The 22,707-nt window shown below is 28.8% G+C and carries 22 protein-coding genes, 1 pseudogene and 1 riboswitch; of the genes and pseudogenes, 2 read left to right on the top strand and 21 right to left on the bottom strand.

Going from position 1 to position 22,707, the window contains the following annotated elements; genetic code table 11:
• From dapB to HV819_RS03100, 5 genes are all read right to left on the bottom strand, one after another.
• Positions 1-759 (bottom strand): 4-hydroxy-tetrahydrodipicolinate reductase, encoded by a 759-nt coding sequence (gene dapB, locus HV819_RS03120; protein WP_176269482.1) that lies wholly within the window; start codon positions 757-759, stop codon positions 1-3.
• A complete protein-coding gene (gene dapA, locus HV819_RS03115) occupies positions 752-1,630 on the bottom strand; it encodes a 4-hydroxy-tetrahydrodipicolinate synthase (RefSeq protein WP_154539125.1) in 879 nt (292 codons plus the stop codon). The genes dapB and dapA overlap by 8 nt, the downstream gene beginning before the upstream one ends.
• Positions 1,631-2,611 carry an aspartate-semialdehyde dehydrogenase gene (locus HV819_RS03110; RefSeq protein ID WP_176269481.1) on the bottom strand — a complete coding sequence of 327 codons (981 nt, stop codon included), beginning with the start codon at positions 2,609-2,611 and terminating at the stop codon, positions 1,631-1,633. It abuts the gene before it with no gap.
• A complete protein-coding gene (gene lysA, locus HV819_RS03105) occupies positions 2,598-3,917 on the bottom strand; it encodes a diaminopimelate decarboxylase (RefSeq protein WP_268879119.1) in 1,320 nt (439 codons plus the stop codon). Before lysA ends, HV819_RS03110 begins: the two co-directional genes overlap by 14 nt.
• A gap of 55 nt (positions 3,918-3,972) precedes the next feature.
• Positions 3,973-4,117, bottom strand: a riboswitch (Lysine riboswitch).
• 89 nt (positions 4,118-4,206) lie between these two features.
• On the bottom strand, positions 4,207-4,818 hold the full coding sequence (locus tag HV819_RS03100) for a DNA-3-methyladenine glycosylase (RefSeq protein WP_176269479.1): 612 nt from the start codon (positions 4,816-4,818) through the stop codon (positions 4,207-4,209).
• Positions 4,819-4,951: 133 nt separating this feature from the next.
• Between HV819_RS03100 and HV819_RS03095 the strand changes: the two genes are divergently transcribed.
• Complete coding sequence (locus tag HV819_RS03095; RefSeq protein ID WP_176269478.1) at positions 4,952-6,313, top strand: aspartate kinase; 1,362 nt, start codon at positions 4,952-4,954, stop codon at positions 6,311-6,313.
• 12 nt (positions 6,314-6,325) lie between these two features.
• Here the strand turns inward: HV819_RS03095 and HV819_RS03090 are convergent, their stop codons facing one another.
• The 13 genes and pseudogenes from HV819_RS03090 to HV819_RS03030 form a co-directional block, all read right to left on the bottom strand.
• Positions 6,326-6,955: an HAD-IA family hydrolase gene (locus HV819_RS03090; protein WP_176269477.1), complete on the bottom strand. Its 630-nt coding sequence runs from the start codon at positions 6,953-6,955 to the stop codon at positions 6,326-6,328.
• Positions 6,956-7,170: 215 nt separating this feature from the next.
• Entirely contained in the window at positions 7,171-8,301 is a 1,131-nt protein-coding gene (locus tag HV819_RS03085) for a peptidoglycan-binding protein (RefSeq protein WP_176269476.1), read from the bottom strand.
• A gap of 470 nt (positions 8,302-8,771) precedes the next feature.
• Positions 8,772-9,119, bottom strand: coding sequence for a DUF3784 domain-containing protein (locus tag HV819_RS03080; RefSeq protein WP_176269475.1), 348 nt, complete (start codon positions 9,117-9,119; stop codon positions 8,772-8,774).
• Positions 9,120-9,402: 283 nt separating this feature from the next.
• A pseudogene (locus tag HV819_RS03075) lies at positions 9,403-9,729 on the bottom strand (transposase); the annotation flags it as partial.
• A 569-nt stretch (positions 9,730-10,298) separates the two neighbouring features.
• Positions 10,299-12,206, bottom strand: coding sequence for a lysine--tRNA ligase (gene lysS, locus HV819_RS03070; RefSeq protein ID WP_176269473.1), 1,908 nt, complete (start codon positions 12,204-12,206; stop codon positions 10,299-10,301).
• An 8-nt stretch (positions 12,207-12,214) separates the two neighbouring features.
• Positions 12,215-12,688, bottom strand: coding sequence for a transcription elongation factor GreA (gene greA / locus HV819_RS03065; protein WP_154539143.1), 474 nt, complete (start codon positions 12,686-12,688; stop codon positions 12,215-12,217).
• Positions 12,689-12,692: 4 nt separating this feature from the next.
• A complete protein-coding gene (dusB, locus tag HV819_RS03060) occupies positions 12,693-13,658 on the bottom strand; it encodes a tRNA dihydrouridine synthase DusB (protein WP_154539145.1) in 966 nt (321 codons plus the stop codon).
• On the bottom strand, positions 13,636-14,427 hold the full coding sequence (locus HV819_RS03055; RefSeq protein ID WP_154539147.1) for a type III pantothenate kinase: 792 nt from the start codon (positions 14,425-14,427) through the stop codon (positions 13,636-13,638). Before HV819_RS03055 ends, dusB begins: the two co-directional genes overlap by 23 nt.
• Positions 14,428-14,499: 72 nt before the next feature.
• Positions 14,500-14,994 carry a DUF986 family protein gene (locus tag HV819_RS03050; RefSeq protein ID WP_154539149.1) on the bottom strand — a complete coding sequence of 165 codons (495 nt, stop codon included), beginning with the start codon at positions 14,992-14,994 and terminating at the stop codon, positions 14,500-14,502.
• Between the two features lie 94 nt (positions 14,995-15,088).
• Positions 15,089-15,640, bottom strand: coding sequence for a hypoxanthine phosphoribosyltransferase (gene hpt / locus HV819_RS03045; protein ID WP_154539151.1), 552 nt, complete (start codon positions 15,638-15,640; stop codon positions 15,089-15,091).
• The gene (gene tilS / locus HV819_RS03040; protein ID WP_176269472.1) at positions 15,637-17,013 is read right to left on the bottom strand and encodes a tRNA lysidine(34) synthetase TilS; all 1,377 of its coding nucleotides are present in this window, start codon (positions 17,011-17,013) and stop codon (positions 15,637-15,639) included. The genes hpt and tilS overlap by 4 nt, the downstream gene beginning before the upstream one ends.
• Entirely contained in the window at positions 16,988-17,302 is a 315-nt protein-coding gene (locus tag HV819_RS03035) for an FtsB family cell division protein (RefSeq protein WP_176269471.1), read from the bottom strand. Before HV819_RS03035 ends, tilS begins: the two co-directional genes overlap by 26 nt.
• The gene (locus tag HV819_RS03030; protein ID WP_154539157.1) at positions 17,295-17,540 is read right to left on the bottom strand and encodes an RNA-binding S4 domain-containing protein; all 246 of its coding nucleotides are present in this window, start codon (positions 17,538-17,540) and stop codon (positions 17,295-17,297) included. Before HV819_RS03030 ends, HV819_RS03035 begins: the two co-directional genes overlap by 8 nt.
• Before the next feature lie 105 nt (positions 17,541-17,645).
• On the opposite strand from HV819_RS03030, the gene HV819_RS03025 reads away from it, so the two are divergent.
• Positions 17,646-18,686 carry a DNA polymerase IV gene (locus tag HV819_RS03025; RefSeq protein ID WP_176269470.1) on the top strand — a complete coding sequence of 347 codons (1,041 nt, stop codon included), beginning with the start codon at positions 17,646-17,648 and terminating at the stop codon, positions 18,684-18,686.
• Between the two features lie 38 nt (positions 18,687-18,724).
• Here HV819_RS03025 and recA read toward each other — a convergent pair whose 3' ends face one another.
• The 3 genes from recA to HV819_RS03010 are packed head-to-tail and all read right to left on the bottom strand — an operon-like array spanning position 18,725 to position 22,606.
• Positions 18,725-19,777 (bottom strand): recombinase RecA, encoded by a 1,053-nt coding sequence (recA, locus tag HV819_RS03020; RefSeq protein WP_154539161.1) that lies wholly within the window; start codon positions 19,775-19,777, stop codon positions 18,725-18,727.
• A 14-nt stretch (positions 19,778-19,791) separates the two neighbouring features.
• Complete coding sequence (pgsA, locus tag HV819_RS03015; protein ID WP_176269469.1) at positions 19,792-20,322, bottom strand: CDP-diacylglycerol--glycerol-3-phosphate 3-phosphatidyltransferase; 531 nt, start codon at positions 20,320-20,322, stop codon at positions 19,792-19,794.
• Between the two features lies 1 nt (position 20,323).
• Positions 20,324-22,606 (bottom strand): FtsK/SpoIIIE family DNA translocase, encoded by a 2,283-nt coding sequence (locus HV819_RS03010; protein WP_176269468.1) that lies wholly within the window; start codon positions 22,604-22,606, stop codon positions 20,324-20,326.
• Positions 22,607-22,707 lie beyond the last annotated feature (101 nt).

Raw genomic sequence — 22,707 nt, 5'->3', positions numbered from 1 at the left:
TTATTCTCCTATATTTAAAATTTCTTTTATATCTATTAAACCATTTTCTTTATCTAAAATATACTTTGCTGCCTTTAAAGCACCTATGGCAAATATTTTTTTGCTTTGAGCGTGATGAGATATACTTACTACTTCATCAAGACCTGCAAAAACTACTTCATGGTCACCATTTATACTTCCAGCTCTTAAAGAATGGATGCCAACTTCATTTGGATTTCTACTATCAGAAAATCCTTCTCTTCCATAAAGCTTAGAAAGTTTATTATCCCTTGCTTCATTTACAGCATCAAAAAGCATGTTTGCAGTCCCACTAGGTGCATCCCTTTTTTTATTATGATGAGCTTCAATAATTTCAATCTCAAAACCATCTAAAAGTTTTGATAATAGTTTTGATACATATACCATTACATTTACGCCTAGCGAAAAATTTCCAGATTGGACAATAGGAACTTTCTCGCTAGCTTTTTTTATCTTTTCTAGGTCCTTATCATCAAATCCAGTTGATGCAATTACTAATGGAATATTTTTATCTAAGGCTAAGGATAAAATCGAATCAAGACTATCCTTAGATGAAAAATCAATAATTACATCAGATTTTTCTTTTATTTTTTTTATATCAGAATAAATAGTAAATTCATCACACACTTTATCTTCTTTAGAAAAACCAGCGCTTACTTTGAAATCTTCTGATTTTTTTATAAGATCAATTAGAACCTCACCCATTGCACCTGTTGCACCTGATACCAGTACTCTAATCATTTAAATCCTCCAAGGCATTTTTTATTAGAATTTCACATTTCTCGCTTGCTTTTGTAAGAGGAAGTCTAAGTTCATTTTTATAAAGTTTTAATACAGATCCTGCAAATTTAATCCCTATAGGATTTACATCCACAAATAAGGCTTTTATAAGATTAAAATATTTTAATTGAATACTTGCTGATTTTTCAAAATTTCCATCTAAGGCATATTTAACTAAATCATGAACTTCTTTTGGATATATATTTGCAAGAACAGAAATAACTCCATTTCCCCCAACACTCATAAGAGGTGTAATTACATCGTCGTTTCCAGAATATATAGCAAAATCTTTAGGAAGTACTTTTCTAAGATTAGTTGTATAAGCTAAATCTCCCTTAGCGTCCTTAATTCCAACAATATTTTCAATCTTACTTAACCTTTTTACTGTTTCTACTTCAATATTTACATTAGTTCTTCCTGGCACATTATAAAGTATTATTGGCTTTATCGAATTATTAGCTATTTCTTTATAATGTTTATAAAGACCTTCTTGGCTACACTTGTTATAGTAAGGAGTCACTAGTAATAGTGCATCAACCCCATCAATTTCTGATACTTTTTTAGAAAATCTTATTGCTTCATTTGTATTATTTGAGCCTGTACCTACTATTAATGGAATCTTACCCTTAATCTCATCTATACTAATATCAATAAGTTTCATTTTTTCACATTCACTAAGGCAAGCTGCTTCAGCAGTAGTACCAAGAGCAACTATTGCATCTGTATGATTTTCTAAATGAAACTTGATTAAATTTCTATAAGCTTCATAGTCTACACTTAAGTCTTCATTAAAGGGCGTTACAATTGCAACACCACTACCTTCAAATAACATCTATACCTCCATTAAAAGTTCTGCATTTTCGACTGCATTCGTTGCTGCTCCCTTTCTAATATTATCAGCTACACACCATAAATTTAATCCATATTCTAGTGAATAGTCTCTTCTAATTCTTCCTACAAATACATCATCGTATCCTGTGGCCTCAGTTGGAAGAGGATAAAGTTCATTTTCTATATCATCAACAACTTTTACTCCTTCTTGATTTTCAAGAATTTTCTTTATGTAATCAAGATCAAAATCCTTATCTAGCTCAATATTTATTGAAATAGCATGTGAATTTTCAACAGGAACTCTTGCTGTTGTTGCAGTGATTTTTAGACTATCATCTCCAAGAATCTTTCTTGTTTCATTTATCATTTTCATTTCTTCTTTTGTATATCCATTTTCTGTAAAGTCATCAATTTGTGGAAGAACATTATTAAAAATCTTATATTTCCACTTATAATTTGTTTTATTGTATAAATCTTCTAAGGCTCTTTCACCTCCACCAGATACCGCTTGATATGTATTATAGACAATTCTTTTTATATTAAAATTATCAAATATTGGTTTAAGTGCCAAGACTGATTGAATTGTAGAACAATTTGGATTTGCTATTAACATAGTATCCTTTGTAATCTTATCCTTATTAATTTCTGGCACAACCAAGATTACATCATTATGCATCCTAAAAAATGATGAGTTATCAACACATTTAACGCCATTTTTGATAGCAATTGGAATATACTTTTCAGATACAGCTCCACCAGCAGAAAATAGGGCAAGATCAATGTCTTTATTTGAAAAGGAATTTTCATCAAGCTTTTCAACTGTAACATCTTCTCCCCTAAATTTAATTTTATTTCCTGCACTTTTTTCACTAGCAAGAGCTCTTAAATTTTTTATAGGAAAATTTCTTTCATCGAGTATTTCTAAAATCTTTCTTCCAACAAGACCTGTTGCTCCAACTACCGCTACATTAAATTCTTTCATTAATTTCTCCTTTATAAATTTCGTCTCTACTAATTAAATCATCCAAACTTTCTCTTCTTACAGCTAAATAATCACATCCATCCTCAACAAATACAACCGCCGCCTTTCTTTGCTTATTATAATTTGATGCCATTGAATAAGTATAGGCACCAGAATATGGGATAAGAAGTAAATCATCTCTTTCTACCTTAGGAAGTTTCACCTCATCAATAAGTATATCTCCTGACTCACAAAGCTTTCCACCTACTCTATAAATTATATTAGCCTCATTATTTAATTTATTAGCTAAAATAGACGAATACTTAGCATCATAAAGGCTAGGTCTTATATTATCGCTCATGCCTCCATCTACAAAAATCAATGGAAATCCTTCTAGTGTTTTCTTTGTTGAGCCAATTGTATAAAGCATAGAACCTGATTTTGAAATCAAGCTTCTTCCAGGCTCAATGCCAACATTTTTTATATCTAGTTTATAATAAACTAATAAGTTTTCTATTGTTTTTATATAATCTTTTAAAAATACTTCAATATCTAAATCCCTATCTTCAATTCTTTCTTTTGTTCCAAAACCTCCACCTAAATTAATATGACTAAACTTATATGAATTATCTTCTTCAATTTCTTTCATATATTTAAGCATAATTTTTGCTTCTTCTTTGAAAAAATCTAGATTTTTAACTTGACTTCCTATGTGGGCATGAAAGCCAAGTATATGCATGTTTTTATTTTTTAAGGATTTACTTATAAAGATTTTTGTATTTTTATCTCTAATATTTAAACCAAATTTAGAATCGGCATTAGAAGTTTGTATAAACTTGTGAGTATCAGTCTTAACATCTGGATTAATTCTAATTAAAACATCAATCTTTTTATTTTTCTCATTTAATATAGAATCTAAAAGATAATACTCATCGACTGAATCGATAATTATAAGTCCTATATTCTTATCTATTGCATATTCTAACTCATCCTTACTTTTGTTGTTTCCATGAAAGTGAATTCTACTAGAGTCAACTCCTGCCTTAAGACATACAAAAATCTCTTCTTTTGAAACACAATCAAATAAAATATTGTAATTATTTAAAAGTGATAATACATAAAGATTTGAGAAAGCCTTAGTAGCATAAACCACCTCTGTATCAAACTTTAAAGATTTAAAATTATCTACAAAAGCCTTTGTCCTATTTTTTAAACTTTTTTGATCGAATATATATAAGGGAGTCTGATATTTATCTTTAAGTTTTTCAACACTTACTCCTCCTATATACAAAATTCCATCCTTATTTTCAAAATTATTATCTAACATAAATCCTCCCATTAAAAAAATCATGAGCAAAAGGCCCATGATTTCCTTTCGCCGCAATATAGTAAGTTCTCCAATAAGGATTGGCACATCCTTATTGACAGTTGCATCCATATTTTGAATACAACCAACACCATGGGGTATTTCGGCGGTTATGCCTTTCAATGATTTACTAATCATAACCGCGACCTCTTGACTACATTGTTAAGTTGTTATGTAATAATTTATCACTAATAGTCCTATAAGTCAAATATTTTATTATTATTATCTAAAATATTTTATAATTATGGGCCTAATCTTGTTTAAATTTAGAGACATAGGGATTATTTTTTATAAAAAATCTATACGGAAGATTTCTCGCCTCTTTTGCATAATCTATACCAACTCTCCTATCTACCTCTATTTCAAAAGAAAAATTGGAATCTTCGATATAAAGACTTCTTGAAAAAATATTTTTTCCATTTAAATCTTTATCTATTTTTAGAGCTTTGGTAAGCTTTGCTGGTCCATTAGTGATATTTTTCTTTTGATAGTTAGATAATTCATTGTATTTTTTATTAAACCTATTAATAGCAAATTGATCTATATTTGACAAAGGTTCTACTGCTCTTATTAAAACTCCTTCTGGAACTTTTTCCCCAAAACTGGATATATTTAGAAGAAAGTGAATTCCATAGGTTTGATAAATATAAAGAGTTCCACAATCCATATATAATATTTTATTTCTTTCGGTCATCTTATCATTAAAGGTGTGACAAGCCCTATCATTTACCCCAAGATAAGCTTCTGTTTCTACAATTCTTGATTTCATTTTTATATTATCTATATTTCTTACTAAAGTCTTTCCAATTAAATCTTTAGCAAGACTAAGTGTTTCCTTCTTGTAAAAATCTTTTCCTAGCATATTTCCTCCTATAATATATATTTTATATGAAAATATAAAAATAGCCATATTTGAAATATGATTTGCTAAACAAATATGTTTTAATGTATAATAATGATTAAATTTAAATATTTAAAATTTAGAAAGGAATATTATGAAAAAAACCGCAAAATTTGGAGGCTCTTCAGTGGCCAATTCTACACAAATTAAAAAAGTTTGTGATATTGTTTTAAATGATAAAGAGATTTGTGCTGTTGTAATATCTGCACCTGGAAAAAGATATAGTAATGATATTAAGGTTACAGACCTATTAATAGATTTATATGAGAAGTACAGGAATAAAGATCCAAAATATAAAGAACAACTCGAAAATATTATAAAAAGATATGAAGAGATTGTCTTAGATCTTAAACTTGATGAAAAGCTACTTGATGATTTTAGACTTATCTTAAATAAATACCTAGATGAAATAGATGATTCTTTTTATCTCGAAAATGCAATTAAATCATGCGGAGAAGACTTTAACGCAAGACTAATTGCAAAATATATCAGTTCCTTAGGATATAAATGTTCTTATCTATCACCAAAAGAGGCTGGAATACTTGTTGAACACACAATAAATGAACCTATAATCTTAGAAGAAACTTATAATAATATAAAAAGATTTAAAGATGATGATAGACTTTTTATAATTCCTGGTTTTTATGCTATATCACCTCAAGGTAAAATTATAACATTCCAAAGAGGTGGCTCAGATATAACCGGCTCAATCGTTGCTCGTGGTCTAGAATGTGATATTTATGAAAACTTTACAGATATGTCATACATCTATACTGCCCACCCAAATCTAATTGATAATCCTAAACCTATAACAAATATTACATATAGGGAAATGAGGGAGTTATCCTATAATGGCTTTGAGATTTTTCAAGAAGATGCAGTAGCACCTCTTTTGAAAAATAATATAAAAATACAAGTTAAAAATACCAACGACCCTAATAATGGTGGAACCATTATAGAAACTAAGAGAAATAATATTAAGGAAAACCCAATTATAGGTATATCAAATGTTGGTGATTTTCTTGCCTTTAATATTACAGAATATCTTATGAACAAGCAAGTAGGATATATTAATAAGCTTCTTGATATATTTGAATATCAACATATACCAGTAGAACATATACCTACAGGCATAGATTCCTTATCTATTTTAATTCGTAAGAAATACATAACTAGTGAATTTCAGATGCAAAATATAATAAATACTATTAAAACAAACTTTGATTTTGATGAATTTGAAATAATAGACGATCTTTCAGCTATAGCAATTGTTGGGGAGGGATTAAAGAATATCATGACACAAACCCTATATAAAATATCAAAAACTTTTGATGAAGAAAATATTAAATTAGAAGCAATAATACAAGGTGCAAGCAATAACTCTCTTTTTGTTTTTATCAAAAAAGAAAATGAAAAACTTGCAATCCAAAAACTTTATAAAGAATTTTTTAACTAAAAGCTTAAGCTTTTAGTTAATTTTTTCTAATATATCTTTAATTTCTAAAGGCTCCTTCACTATATAAGATGCCCTTTTAAATTCACCTATATTACCATATCCATATTCTACACCTATAGATTTAAGTCCAAGTTTAAAGCTTGCATTTATATCATATAGCCTATCACCTATCATTATAGACTCATCTCTTTTTAAATTATTTTTTCTAAGTAGACTTTCAAGAACCCTAACTTTTGTATTCAAACTTTCTGTAGAACCTTCTACATAAGTAAAATAATTACCTATTCCAAAATAATCAAGTATTTTTAAGCTAGATTCCCTACCCTTGCTCGTAGCAACGAAGAGTCTATAAGAATTATTGTATAGGTATTTAATTAACTGCTCAATTCCTTCATACATACTTGTCTCATACATTCCTTTTTCAAAATAATAATATCTATAATAATCTACTGCTTCATCTGCCTTGGCTTCTCCTACTTCTTTTACGAAAGACTCTCTAAGTGGTGGGCCTATATATTTTTTTAAATCATCGACTTTATAAATTATATCCATCTTATCTAGACTATATTCAAAAGCCTTAATAATACCTTCTCCTGATTTTGAAATAGTCCCATCAAGGTCAAATATTATATTTTTTATCATATTAACTCCTTTTATAATATTTTACCATTTAATATAAAAGTTAAATTATCACAAAAAAAGAGGCAGTTGCAGAATGAATTAATCGTTCCAAAATCATTACAAGCTCTTAACGACAATTTGTCTCCATGAGCTGGAAGACTATTCTCAAATTGTCTATGAGTAACTTGTAATGATGAAACGTTATAAATTCATAATTTTGCAACAGCCCCTAATTTCTATTTACTTGCTGCATCATAGATTACATCTAGATAACCAACTGCATCTGTAAGAGTTGCGCCACTAATTTCATCTATAGCTTTTCCTTTTTCATCTGCTATCTTTTTGATTTCTTCAGCTGTTTTTCCTTTTGTATACTCTTCTATAGCCTTGAAATTTTCAGATATGTCATTTTTAGCTTTAGCATGTTCTTTCATAAGAGCTGAATATTCCCTATCGTTTTCAAGTTTAGAAGCCAATTGATTTTTCTTATCAGCATAGTTTTCGCCAAACTTTTTATCTGAATTTGGAACACCTTTTTCACCAAAATATTGATATTCATCAATTGATGTTGCTACAATCTTATCATTTTGTAATAAAACAAATACATCTGATACTGAATTATCTGTATTTCTACCTCCAAATGCTGATTTAAGTGTTAAATTGTCAACACTTTGTGTATCGGCTTTTACAGCAAATTTATCATTTTTTGCTGTATCAACTATAGACTTAAGATATGCTTTTGTATCTACTAGAGTTGCTCCACTTACTGCATCTATAGCTTTTCCATCTTCAGCATTATTTATAACTTCTTCTATTTCAGAGATGGTTTTTCCTGAAACAAAGTTTTCAATTGCTTTGAAATTATCTTTAATAGTAACAGTTGAACCAGCTTTCTCTTCCATTAGTTTAGAGTAAGCATCGCTATTTTCTACCTTAGAACCTAAGATTTTACCTTCTTTAGCCCCTTTTTTGAACTCTTTTTCTCCATCTTGATTTGGAAGTGCTTTAAATTCTTTTTCATCAAAATATTGGAATTCATCTAAAGATGCTGTTATTATCTTATCTGCTTGAGTAACCACCACAGTTCTAGCAAATGAGCCCTCCCCATGTGGAGCTGATAAAGATCTTCTTAAAACTATATCTTCACTCGAAAATTTACTAGCTTTGGAATCTTCTTCATTAGATGTGCTTTTTTCGTTGCTCTTATCTTCATTAGATGCTATTTTTTTATTTGAAGCTTCATCACTTTTTGCAGAAGTAACTGCATTTGATTTTGTTTCTGCTGTATTATTGTTATTATTAGAACAAGCTGTAAAAGCTAATGACAAGGCAACAGCCAAAGCTGTTAATTTTATTTTTTTATTCATATATACTCCTCTTTAGAAAAATTGAAATCATTTACTTTTTTATTATACATCATTATTAGTATGTGTCAATTAATACTTAATTAATAAATATATCGTAATATAATACAATGAAAATATAATTATATTTAAAATAATAATTAATTATCTTTTAATATATTTCAAATGACCACATCCACTAAAATTCTATAATGTTTTCAAATTTTAATAGATGGAACATAAATAAGTAACTCAAGTCTTTTACCATACTCATTCTACAAAGGGAATTCTTTAAAATCCCTAAAATAAAAATTCTGCTTATAAGCTTCTAATGTAGTTTTAATTCCTATATGAAATTCCATATATTCGTAAAATGTTGCTAAATCATATTACTTGATTAGATTTTTCATCAAATAAAAACCGTAAATAGAAAATTTCTCTATCTACGGTTAATACGTTATTTTGGCTTATTTATTAGCAATTTATAAAAAATATTAACTTCTCATAGAATAATTTATAACTACAATTCCTAAAATCGTAATTATTCCAAACAACCCCCATGCTCCCATAAGAATATCATTATAAAGCTTAATATTCTTAACAAAAAAACTAGACAAAAAGGCAATAACTAAAGGTATACTCATTGTAAAAGTCATTTTTTTGACTTTAGATATATATCCTTTTCTTATTAGCTCTTCTTTCTTGTCTTCTTCCATAGTATTAAATCCTGCTATAATATTTCCATTTGTCTTATCTATCATATATGAAGAAAATAATATTAAAATAATCGGTATCAATAAAACTATTTTAACAGTAATATCTTTGGGATCCGCTAAATTCATATGTAAATCACTCTCCTTCAAAGGTCAAAATATTATTTCCATTTAAAATAGAAAATACCATCATATAATCGTTATAATCCTAAGGTTTTAAATCAGTAAGTGTCTTTCATATACTGTCATTTTTTTGATATTATCAAACATTTTTTCATTAATGTCTAAAATCATCTCATTATTTAGCACATATTTAGTAAAATCTAATTTTATTTTATCAAACTTAATAACACCAGTCTAGTCCATAATAATGTACCTGGCATCTTTGCCATATTACATTTACGAATGTTTCTTTTATTGCTTTTACTAGTAGTGCTTTTTCATTTCTTTGATATCTTTCAAAGACTTCTGTTGAGAATTTACCATCTCTTGTCCTAGGTACTCTTAAAGTTAATGTTCCTATTTTGGTTGTATAGTCACGTTCATAGTATCCATTACGATAAGTAGTTCTACTAGGATCTCTTTGATAGGCTGTATTTTCTAAATATTCATCTCTTTCTTTTTCCATAAGCTCGTTAAAAACTTTTGTTAAGATAGATTTGGCAATTTTATTATCTACAGATTCATTAATTAAATTTTGTATTTCTTCTTGATTAATTGTAAAATGTAATTGGATCATTTGTTCCTCCTAGTTGGTTTTTGTGGTTAAAAACATTGTACTAGTTTGAGTTTCAAATGACCTTTTTCTTTTTACACAATTATACGGACTCTATCAATTACAGCTAACTTTTGTGTATTCTAGCAAAAAGCCAAACCAAAGAATACCTATATTTATATTTCTTGCTCTAGGTTATAATTAATTTTTTTCCTTAATTCATATACTTCTCATAGATCTCATCTTTGTTAGTTAATATATCAATAATTTAATTTGTGTAATAAATAAAGATAATACATCTTTTCATTAATCCACTAATTCTTACATATAAATCTATTTACTAAACCTATACGAAAACAAAACTTTTCTCCAATTAAAATTCATGTATGAATTCCTTTATTAGAACAAAAAAGGGCTATTGCAAAGTTATGAATTTCTAACGTTTTATCACTACAAGTTACTCATAGACAATGAGAATAGCCTGCCTCTTAAGGAGGTGAAATTGTCTTGAAGGAGCTTGTAATGATTCGTAACGATTAATTCATTCTGCAATAACCCAATTTATAATATATTATTTAGTTTTATCATGTTTTTTAATATAATTTTGCTCCAGCTGGAATATTATCATCCAACATTATTAAGTTAAGATTTTCTTTTCCATCATTCTCACAAATAGCAGATATAATCATACCTTCCGAGTTAATTCCCATCATCTTACGAGCAGGAAGGTTACAAATTGCAAGCAAAGTTTTTCCAATTAGATAATCTGCGTCATAATAATCTTTGATACCTGATAAAATAGTTCTCTCTTTTCCTGAACCATCATCTAATGTGAATTTTAAAAGTTTTTTTGACTTTGGAACTTCTTCACAATTTTTAACTTTTACAACTCTAAAATCAGATTTTGAGAATGTATCAAAATCAACCATATCTTCAAATAATGGCTCTACTTTTACTTTTGAAAAGTCGATTTTTTCTGTCGTAAGTTTGTCGTAAGTTTCTTTTGATGAATCCCTATTTTCTACCTTTTCTAAGCCTATTGGCTTCATTGTTGGGAATAGTAAAACATCTCTTATAGATTTTTGATTTGTAAGTAACATTATTATTCTATCAATTCCTAGACCTAATCCACCTGTTGGAGGAAGTCCCACTTCAAGTGCATTTACAAAGTCATAATCCATCATTTGGGCTTCGCTATCACCTTTTTGTCTTTTTTCAACTTGCTTTTCAAATCTACCCCTTTGATCATCTGCATCATTAAGCTCAGAGAAAGCATTTCCGATCTCTGCTCCTGATATAAATGCTTCAAATCTATAAGTTAGATTTTCATCATCATTTTTTCTTTTAGCAAGAGGAGATATGTCTACTGGGTAATCATATATAAATGTAGGTTGAATTAAAGTGTCTTCTACAAATTCATCAAAGAATTCTGCTACTATTTCTCCCCATGTATCCTTTACTTCTACATTTTTCTCTTTGGCAATGGAAACTGCATCTTCATATGATTTAATCTCATTAAAATCTACTCCGCATGCATCTTTTATAGAATCAATCATTGTAATTCTCTTCCAAGGAGCTTTAAGTTCTATTTCATGTTCTCCATATTGAACTTTTGTAGTTCCTAGAACATTTTGAGCAACTTGAGAAATCATTTCTTCTGTAATTTTCATCATATCTTCATAGTCAGAATATGCTTCATATAACTCAATTGAGGTATATTCAGGGTTATGTGTTGTATCCATTCCTTCATTTCTAAACATCCTACCCATTTCATATACCTTGTCAAAGCCACCTACTATAAGTCTTTTTAAGTATAGTTCATTTGCAATTCTTAAATACATATCTATATCTAAGGTATTGTGGTGAGTAATAAATGGTCGTGCACTAGCTCCACCTGCTATAGTATTTAAGATTGGAGTTTCTACTTCAAGATATCCCCTATTATCTAAGAACTTTCTTATTTCTGAAATTATTTTACTTCTTAGAATAAATACTTCCTTAACTTCTGGATTTACTATTAGGTCAACATATCTTTGCCTATATCTAATATCAGGATCTTTAAGACCATGCCATTTTTCTGGTAGGATTTGAAGTGATTTTGATAAAAGTTCACTTTTTTCTGATTCTATGGAAATTTCTCCTTGATTTGTTTTAAATACTTTACCTTCTACCCCTACTAAATCCCCTATATCATAAGCTTTGGTTTCTCTGAAGTCATCTCCCATGATATTTTTCCTATTTACTATTTGGATTTGTCCTTTTGAATCTTGGATATCCATAAAGCTCATATTACCATGACCACGTCTTGCCATTATTCTTCCAGCAATTCTTACGTTTTTACCTTCAAATTCTTCAAAGTTATCTCTAATATTCTTTGATAAAGTTCTATTTCTAAAGTTTACAATTTCATATGGATTTTTTCCATCTTCTTTGAGTTTTTCAAGCTTTTCTCTTCTAATTTGAAGCATTTCATTAGGATCTTGATTCATATTCTTAGCCATAAAGTCTCCTATCTTATTTCTTTTATTACATAGTAACATTTACCATTTGGTGTATTTACTTCTACTTTATCACCCTTTTTTCTACCTAATAAAGCTTCACCTACAGGCGACTCGTTTGATATCAATCCTTCTAAGGGGTTAGATTCAGCAGTACCTACAATCTTATAAGTTAACTCTTCATCAAATTCTTCATCATAGATTAAAACTTCATTACCAACATTTACCTCTTCTGAGTTTAAGTTTTCTTCAAAAGTTTTAGCATGTCTTATCATATCTTCAACTTTTGCAATTCTTGATTCTACTTCACCTTGTTCATTTTTTGCCTCATCATAATCAGCATTTTCTGAAAGGTCACCAAAAGATCTAGCTACTTTAATTTTTTCAGCTATTTCTGGTCTTCTTTTAGTTTTTAAATATTCAAGTTCATCTTGCAATTTTTGTAAATATTCTTTTGATAGTATTACTTCTTTTTGTTCTGACATTTTATCATCCTTTCAACATAGATTTATAATTGTTAAGTACATCCATAACTTCATCTATATTTTTTAATTTATTTATTTTATCACGTATTTTACTAGAATTTTCAAGCCCTTTTAAATAAGCTGATACATGTTTTCTCATTTGAGTTATTACAAGCTTTTCATCTTTGTATAAAAGCTCTAATTCATATTGTTCTATAATTTGATCTATAAGCTCTTTGGGACTTGGTTTTTTATAATTGCCATTTTTTATATATTCTTTAATTTCTCTAAATAAGAATGGATTACCCATAGCCCCTCTGGCAAGCATTACCCCATCAGCCAAGGTCTCCTCCATTATATTTATAAAGTCTTCTACAGAAAATATATCCCCATTTGCAATAACTGGTATGGATAAATTTTCTTTAAGTTTTTTTATATCCTCCCAAGAAGCTTTCCCAGAATAAAATTGCTCTTTTGTTCTTGCATGTAAAATTACATAGTCTATTCCACAATCTTGGGCAATTTTTCCAATTTCTAAATAGTTTTTATTATTTTCATCTATACCAAGTCTAAACTTTATATTTAGTTTTTTCTTAGAAGATTTTCTCAGTATTTTACATATTTCTTCAACTCTTTTTGGTTCAGCCATAAGTTGACATCCTTCACCATTTTTTGTGATTTTTGCAACAGGACAACCCATATTAAATGATATTTCAGAAATATTATCCATTATTTCAATTTTATCTTTTATAACTTTTTCTATTACATCAAGCTTTCTACCAAATACTTGAACATTGCAATTTTTTTCCCTTTCAGAGATAAAAAGAAGATCATCTGTTTTTTTATTATCATAATAAAGGGCATTACAAGAAACCATCTCAGTGAAAGTCTTGTCTGCCCCATATTTTTCACAGATTAACCTAAATCCTACATCTGATACACCAGCTAATGGAGCTAGCATAATCTGTTTATTTTTTAATTGTTCTCTCATATATTAATCTTAAGCCTTCTAAAGTAAGATCATTTTCTATTATTTCAATATACCTACTTTCAGATGCTAGAAGCTCAGAATAACCACCCGTTGATACAATTTTAATATCTTCTTCACTGACATTTTCGAGTTCAATTACTTCTTTTATAAGCTCTCCTATAATTCCATCTATAAGACCTATATAACCATAAACCATTCCTGAATTTATTGATTCTATTGTATTTTTAGCAATGGCAGTCTTTGGATCATGGAGTTCTATTCTTGGAAGCTGTGCTGTTCTTGATATTAGTGCATCAAGACTTGTCTTAAATCCTGGAGCAATTGAGCCACCTAAATATTGGCCTTTTTGATTTACTACATCAAAAGTTGATGCAGTTCCTAAGTCTACAACTATAGTAGGTCCACCATAAAGTTCATATGCAGCAACAGCATCTACTATTCTATCAGTACCAACTTCCCTTGGATTATCATATTTTATATCAATGCCAGTTTTTGTTCCAATACCTACAATCATAGCCTCTCTTTCGAAAAACTTTCTATTGGCTGATTGCCATGAATAAAGGACATCTGGAGCAACTGATGAAATAATAGTAGCTTCTATATTATTCTTATCAATATTATGTATTACAAGTATATTATAGATTGTTTGCACTAACTCATCACTTGTTGCAATCAGATTCGTTGTTATTCTAAATCTTGTTTTTAATTTATTTTTGTTGTAAACACCGATAACAGTATTTGTATTTCCAACATCTACTACAAGTAGCATACATTCTCCTAATTTTCATATCGTTATTATATTAACTCTAATATAATACATCACTTAAAGTAATTTTTCAAGCTATTTACCTAGCTTATATTTTCTAATAAGTGTATTTATCTCTTCTATATCTTCAACTTTAACTTGGGCTTGTTCTCTTCCTTCTTGATGATCTTTTTTTGTAATTATTACAAGATCTCCTTTTTCCTTATCAAATCCCCATTTCTTAAGTTCCTTGTAGGTATAAAAAGAATCATTTAAAAGTAGACCATTTTTTGCTACATAAAGTTTTGATTTTGTATTTAGAAAAAACACTATACCCATTACTATCATTACAGTAGCTGTAATTAGGGCTGTTTGATTTTTTGTCTTAAATCCTGTATACAAGTTAAATACACCTGTAAAGATTAATAACGCAAATAGGATATACTCCATTGTACTTGATCTTTTACCAAATCCTCTTACATCACCCTCAAGTTCTCTTTTCGATTTTTTTGACTTATATAACTTATAGATAAGCCAAGCTATAAGTCCTAGATAAATTATTATAATAAACTTATCAAATTGATTATTCATATGATATTTCCTTTCCTTTTATTTAAACTTAAAAAATAAGGCTTTTTTCATTAATGAAACAAGCCAAATTTATAAGTATATTTTCCTTATTACTTTACTCGTAAACTTCTCTTTTTAAAACCCCTATAAAAGGAAGATTTCTATAAAGTTGATTATAGTCAAGACCGAAGCCTACTACAAATTCATTTGGTATCTTAAATCCTACCCAATCTGCTTTAATTTCTATAAGTCTTCTTTCAGGCTTGTCTAGAAGTGCTACAATTTTTACTGAATTTGCCCCTCTTTTTTCAAGGGATCTCCTAAGTGCTTCTAAAGTCCTACCTGTGTCTATAATATCTTCTACCAATAAAACTTCCTTATTAGTAATATCTGTATCAAGATCTTTCATAATCTTAACATTTCCTGATGATTCTGTAGATGCCCCATAGCTTGAAACGTCCATAAATTCTAAAGTACAATTAATATTGATATTTTTAGAAAGCTCAGCCATAAACATAATTGAACCTTTCAAAATCCCAACAATTACAAGTTCATTCTTATCTTTATAATACTCATTAATTTGACTTGCAAGTTGTTTTATTCTCTTAGTCAAACTTTCTTCATCTATTAGGACTTTTTCTATTTTTTCTTCTAATTCTTCTCTCATACTTCCTCCGCACATATCATCAAAATTTTCTTTGTCTTATGAGTGATTTTATAATCATCAGACCTTCTAAGACCAACTATCCAAACCAATTTATCATTTATAAAAACTAAGGGTATTTTATCCCTCATATTCTTATCTATTTTTTCATCTATAAAGAAATCCTTTAACTTTTTTTTCTTGTTATTATAAAAATTAAAGCTATCACCAGACCTTCGGCTTCTTATCTTAATAGGCAAATTCACTAATTCATAATCAAAAAAAACTGATCCTTTTTTATTTATGCTTTTAAAATCTTCTTTATTAACTAAATGTAAGCTTATTTTATAAGATGAGAACTCTTTAATATCACCTATATTTAAAAATATAAGTCCTTCTTCTTTATTATAGTAAGTATTTTTATATAAATCATAAGTTTTATAATTTTTATAAATTATTAAGTCGTTCTTAATAATTTTCTTTCCTAAATCTAGTCTTGTAATTTGTGAAAAGTCATCTAGATTTTTTTTGGAAAAATTATTAATATTTCCATTTATATGTGAAATAGATCTTCTTAAAATTCTATTTCTTAGACCTTTATCTAAGCTTTCAAAACTCTTTTTATCAAAGGATATAAAATTTTTATCCTTTTTTACTATTATTTCATTAAGCTTTTTATCTTCAATATCTCTTAATATATCTACATCACTTTTTGCAAGATTTGAAAGTGAGATAAGAGAATTTTTAAAATTCGGATTTATTTTCTCTATCTCTGGGATTATATCAAGTCTTATTTTATTTCTAGTATAGTCAATCTCAAGATTGGTATAATCTATATGGTAGGGGATTTTTTCTTCATTTAAATATCCTACAATTTCACTTTTTGAAAAATCCATTATAGGCCTTATTATGAATTCATTTTTATAATCCATTGCCCTAAGTCCCTCAATACCAGTACCTCTAATTATTCTCATAAGAACAGTTTCAGCTTGATCATCCATATTGTGGGCTATGGCAATCTTATTTCCACTTACTTTTTTTCTAATTCTTTCAAAGAATTTATACCTTAAAACTCTTCCAGCTTCTTCAGACGAAAGTGACTTTTCTTTAGCATATTCATCCATAGACTTATGGTCAGAATAAAATTTAAGCCCTAAATCTTCACTTGTTTTTTTTACAAGCTCTTCGTCCTTGTAAGCATCTTTTCTATGTAAATGATTCAGATGGGCAAGGATAATTTCAAGTTCATAGTCCTTTTTTATTTCATTTAAAAGATAGATTAAAAACTGGCTATCAGGTCCTCCACTTGCTCCAACTATTATAGTATCATTTTTATTTATTAGATTTTCTCTTCTTATTGTTTGCAAAAACCTATTTATTATTGTCTTTGTAGACATATTCATCCTTTTTTACCATGCCTAATTTTTCTCTTGCTATTTTTTCTTTAAAGGCATCGGTATTTCTATTCTCATAATCTTTTTTAATATTTTCTATGTCATTTTTAACACTTTTTATATTCTTATCAGTAGTTTTTATCTGCTCAGTTAAATCGCTTGATTTTCTTTGTAGGCTTTGATTGTAAGACCTTGATATAAAAAATACTATAAAAAATATTAATATTACAAAAAGTAAAAAGCGTGTATTTTTTTTTCTTCTATTTTTTATATATCTTTCATACTTATTCATCTATAACCTCATACATAGCTTCTGCGTTGTTTTTTTTGGCACCATCAATTATCTCAAGAACCCTTACTTTAAGATTGCTCTTACCGAAGCTTATATCAATTATATCTCCCACTTCTACAAGACTTCCCGGTTTTGCCAAATCCCCATTTAGCTTAACCCTTTCATTTAGACATGCATCTTTTGCTACTTGTCTTCTCTTAATTATTCTAGAATTTTTTAAAAATTTATCAATTCTCATATATATCACCTTTTTTAATTATAACAAATAAATACCGCTTTAGTCCATAAAGGAAATACTTATCTTAAAAGTTTAAAAAACGAGTATAATGTTTGTGGTGATAAAATGAATAATATATTACATATAGACTGCGATGCCTTCTATGCTTCTTGTGAAGAACTTAGATATCCCAAACTTAAAAATCATCCTATGGCTGTTGGTGGACTTTCTAATAAATCAATCATTACTACAGCAAATTACAAGGCCAGAGAGTATGGTATTCACTCTGCTATGCCAGTTTTTATAGCCAAAAAACTCTGCCCTAATCTAGTAATAGTTGGTGTCGACAAAAAATATTATAAGGAAAAATCAATAGAGGTTTTTGATATTATAGAAAAATATGCCAAAATAAAAGAACAAGTCTCTATAGATGAAGCTTATCTCTTAGTTGAAGATAAAGAAAACAGAATTAATAAAGCCAAAAGAATTCAAAAAGAGGTAATGGAAAAAACCGGAATAGGTGTTTCTATTGGTATATCCTATAATAAATTTTTAGCTAAAATATCAAGTGATTGGAATAAACCCCTAGGCATTAAAGAAATTAACTCCTCTGATATTCCTCATATACTTAAAGATTTGGATATAAGTAAAGTTCATGGCCTTGGAAGAAAGTCAACTAAGAAGCTTAGAAATATAGGAATTCACAAAATAGAAGACCTTTTATCATTAGATGAAGAATTTTTAAAAAATCTTTTTGGAAAACAAGGCTCTTATGTATACCACGTTATAAGAGGAGAAGACAATAGGAAAGTAGAAATATCATCTAAAAGAAAATCTATAGGAAGAGAGTTCACTTTCAAGGAAAATACCCTGGATTTGAGAATTCTTCATTCTTATATAGATGAAATCGCTAAAATACTTGAATCTGATATGAATGATAGGGATATTAAAGCTTATACTTTAAATCTTAAAATTAAAACAGAATATTTTAAAACTCATACCAGATCTCATACTCAAGAAGTTCCTATATATAAAAAAGAGGATATAGCTTCTATTTCTAAAGATTTGTTAGAAAAACTTATTTCAAACGAAAAATTCAGGCTTCTTGGTATTTCCTTGTCAAATCTTTCAAAAAATAACCATACCCAACTTTCCTTATTTGACTAAAAAAGCTGTCGCAAAATATTAATTGCAACAGCTTTCTTTTATTCTTCTATGTCTAGCTCTTCTTGTGTATCTTCTTTTTTATCTTCTTCTATTTTGTCCTTTTTACTAGGATTTATAGAATTTCTAAGTTCTTGTTCTATTTGAGATAAAAGCTCTTCATTTTTCTCTAGTAGTTCTTTAACATTTTCCCTACCTTGACCAAGCTTCTCTCCCTTATAAGAATACCAGCTACCAGCCTTTTCTACTATATCCTTATCTGCTGCAGCATCTAAAATAACTCCAGATTTTGATATACCAGTTCCATACATAATATCAAATTCTACTACCTTAAATGGAGGAGCCACTTTATTTTTAACAACTTTAACGCGGGTTCTATTACCAATCATTTGGTCACCTTGTTGGATTGTTTTTATTCTTCTTATATCAAGTCTTACTGATGAGTAAAATTTAAGAGCTCTACCACCTGTTGTTGTTTCTGGATTACCAAACATAACACCAATCTTTTCCCTAAGTTGGTTTATAAATATTACAGTTGTGTTAGATTTTGAAATGACACCAGTAAGTCTTCTTAAAGCCTGACTCATAAGTCTTGCTTGAAGACCCATGTGGCTATCTCCCATTTCTCCTTCAATTTCAGCCCTAGGAACCAAGGCTGCAACTGAATCTATTACAACTAAGTCTACTGCTGCAGACCTTACTAAAGATTCTGTTATATCTAGAGCTTGTTCTCCTGTATCTGGTTGAGATAGGATAAGTTCGTCTATATTAACCCCTAATCTTTTTGCATATTCAGCATCTAGGGCATGCTCTGCGTCTATAAAAGCGCAAGTATTTCCTAGCTTTTGGTCTTCTGCTATACAATGAAGGGTAAGAGTTGTCTTACCTGATGATTCAGGTCCAAATATTTCCACAACTCTTCCTCTTGGAAGTCCTCCAACCCCAAGAGCCATATCAAGGTTTATTGCCCCAGTTGGTATTACAGATACATCAATCTTAGGTGCTTCGCCCATTTTCATGATTGCACCCTTACCATATTTTTTCTCAATATTTTTAAATGCCTGACTTAAAGCTTTCTCTTTATCGTTAGCCATATTTTTCACATCCTTTACATATCATCTAAGTTGAGTACTTTTTTATTTTTAACTAAATAATCTATGCCTGAATAAACTGTAAGAATTACAGCTAGATAAAATATTACTAGTCCAATAGAATTTAGTGTGTTATTGTTTAATAAAAGTAAAACAGTAGAAATACATTGACTTAGAGTTTTAACCTTTCCACCTTTACTTGCTGCTATTGTAATATTATTGCTTGCTGCAAGTGTTCTTAGCCCTGTGATTATTAACTCTCTTGATATAATTAAAATAACTGCCCAGTTAGGAACTATATTTGATGAAGTTAATAGAATAAAACCTGCCATAGTTAAAATTTTATCTACAAGTGGATCCATAAACTTACCAAATGTCGTAACTAGATTTCTACTTCTTGCAAGATGTCCATCTAGAGCGTCTGTAAGAGCTGCTATAGCATAAATTATTGCAGCTATATTATACATTTTACCAAAAATTAAATATAATACCACAAATATTGGAACCATAAACATTCTTACTGTTGTAACTTTATTAGCTATATTCATATCATTCTCCTTTTAAATAAGATTCATCTACCAAAACTTTTCTAGGTTTACTTCCTTCATAGCCTCCTATAACTCCTCTATTTTCAAGCTGGTCAATTATTCTTCCAGCTCTAGCATAACCTATCTTAAGCTTTCTTTGTAAAAGTGAAACTGATGCAGTATTTTCACTAATAATTATCTCAATAGCTTCATCAATTAGTTCATCTTCATCTTCATTTTCAACTACCTTGGTCTTTTCCTCTACTGTTTCTATAGCCTTTTGATCATATTCATTTTCTCTGGACTCTTTTATATAATTAACCACCCTTAAAACCTCAGAATCTGAAACAAAAGCACCTTGAATTCTCATAGGTTTCATTGCATCAGATGGGGAGAATAACATATCTCCTTTACCAAGTAAAGTTTCAGCTCCACTCATATCAAGAATTGTTCTTGAATCAATTTGACTTGTAACAGCAAAGGCAATCCTTGATGGAATATTTGCCTTAATAGTACCTGTTATTACATCAACAGTAGGCCTTTGTGTAGCTATTATTAAATGTATACCACATGCCCTAGACTTTTGAGCAAGTCTTGTTATATAATCTTCAACCTCACCTGCCGCTGTCATCATAAGGTCAGATAACTCATCTATTATTATCACAACATATGGAAGTTTTTCGATTTTTTCATCCATTTCTTGATATGCTCTATATGATGATATATCTCTTACATGATTTTCTTCAAATAATTTATATCTTCTCTCCATCTCCCTTATCGCCCAAAATAGAGATGATGAAGCCTTTTTAGGATCAGTTATTACTGGCATTATAAGGTGTGGTATACCGTTATATATGGATAGCTCTACTATCTTCGGATCTATAAGTAAAAGTTTTACCTCGTCTGGAGAATGCTTGTAAAGAATTGACATGATTATTGTATTTATACAAACACTCTTACCAGAGCCTGTTGCTCCTGACACTAAAAGATGAGGCATTTTTTCAATAGCAGAAACCATTGGTCTTCCTGATATAGATTTACCCAAGACAAATGGAAGTTGTCTATCATTTTTAATAAACTCATCACTTGCTATCATTTCCTTAAGGCCTACAACCTCTTTTTGTGAGTTTGGAACTTCAATTCCAACATGACTTTTCCCAGGAATCGGCGCTTCTATTCTTATATCACTTGTTGCAAGAGCTAAGGAAAGGTCATCAGAAAGATTTAATATCTTTGATACTTTGACCCCTCTTTGTGGCTTTAATTCAAAACAAGTTACAGTAGGTCCTATATTTATTTGAACAATCTTACTCTTTATACCAAATGAATCAAGACATTCCTCTATTCTTTGGGCCTTATCTTTTATATCTTCTCTATCTTCTTCACTTGAATCATTCCTATCATCTAAAAGATCAATCGAAGGATACTTATAATTTATGCTATATTCTTGTTTATAAGTTTCATCAAAATCCGAAAAATCAACTTGTTTCGACTTATATGAATTTATCTTTGCGGTTTCAAAAACCTTGTCAAAATCATCATTTTTTTTGTTTTCTATGTCTTTTTTATTCTCATCTGAATTTTCTTTTTTATTTGATTTTTTTGAATTAATTATAAGCTTATCTTTATCAAAATCTCTTACATTTTGCTTAAATTTTACATTTTTTATTTTCTGAAGTTTTTTCTCTCTTATAATTGTTTTGATTTTATTGTATACTTTCTTAAATTTATTACTTGTAAAACTTATAATTATAATAATCTTATCTTTTATCTTGATAAAATAATCCTTATAAGATAGTCCACTAATATTTTTTAATAATATAAGCCAAAGAATTAAATAAAATAAGATTATTCCAACTACACCTATAAAACTTTCTAAGTGATAACCTATCCTTGTACCTATTAAACCTCCACTAGTTTTTATCATTTTTTCTGTATTTCTAAGTGAAATATCCAAAGAGCTTGATAGATATTTTAAAGATAAAATTATACCAGTAAAAAGCATAAGAATATAGGATATTAAAAACATCTTAATATTTTTAATATATTTGTCCAAAAAAGCATATAAGAAACTTACAAATATTGAAATAGGAACCAAGTATGAAATAAGTCCAAAGGCCATAAAACTATTATATGTAATAAAATCTCCTAAACTTCCTGTATTTGGTAGAAGTAGGAAAATGAAGCAAACAAAAGATAAGAACATCATAAAAACTGAAAATGATTTCTTATTAAAATTCTTTTCTTTTTTACCATTATTATATTTAGTTTTTTTTCTTTTCCTATTGCTATTAGTATTTGCCATATATACCTCTCTTTAGATTATATAACAACAAGAAAAATAAATAAACTGCCATTAGGCAGCTTCAAGTTCTCTACAAATATTTAAGACAAGGCCACAAAGGG

Source organism: Anaerococcus faecalis (genome assembly GCF_013371425.1).
Lineage (GTDB): Bacteria > Bacillota > Clostridia > Tissierellales > Peptoniphilaceae > Anaerococcus > Anaerococcus porci.
This window is presented reverse-complemented; position numbering and strand designations above follow the sequence as displayed.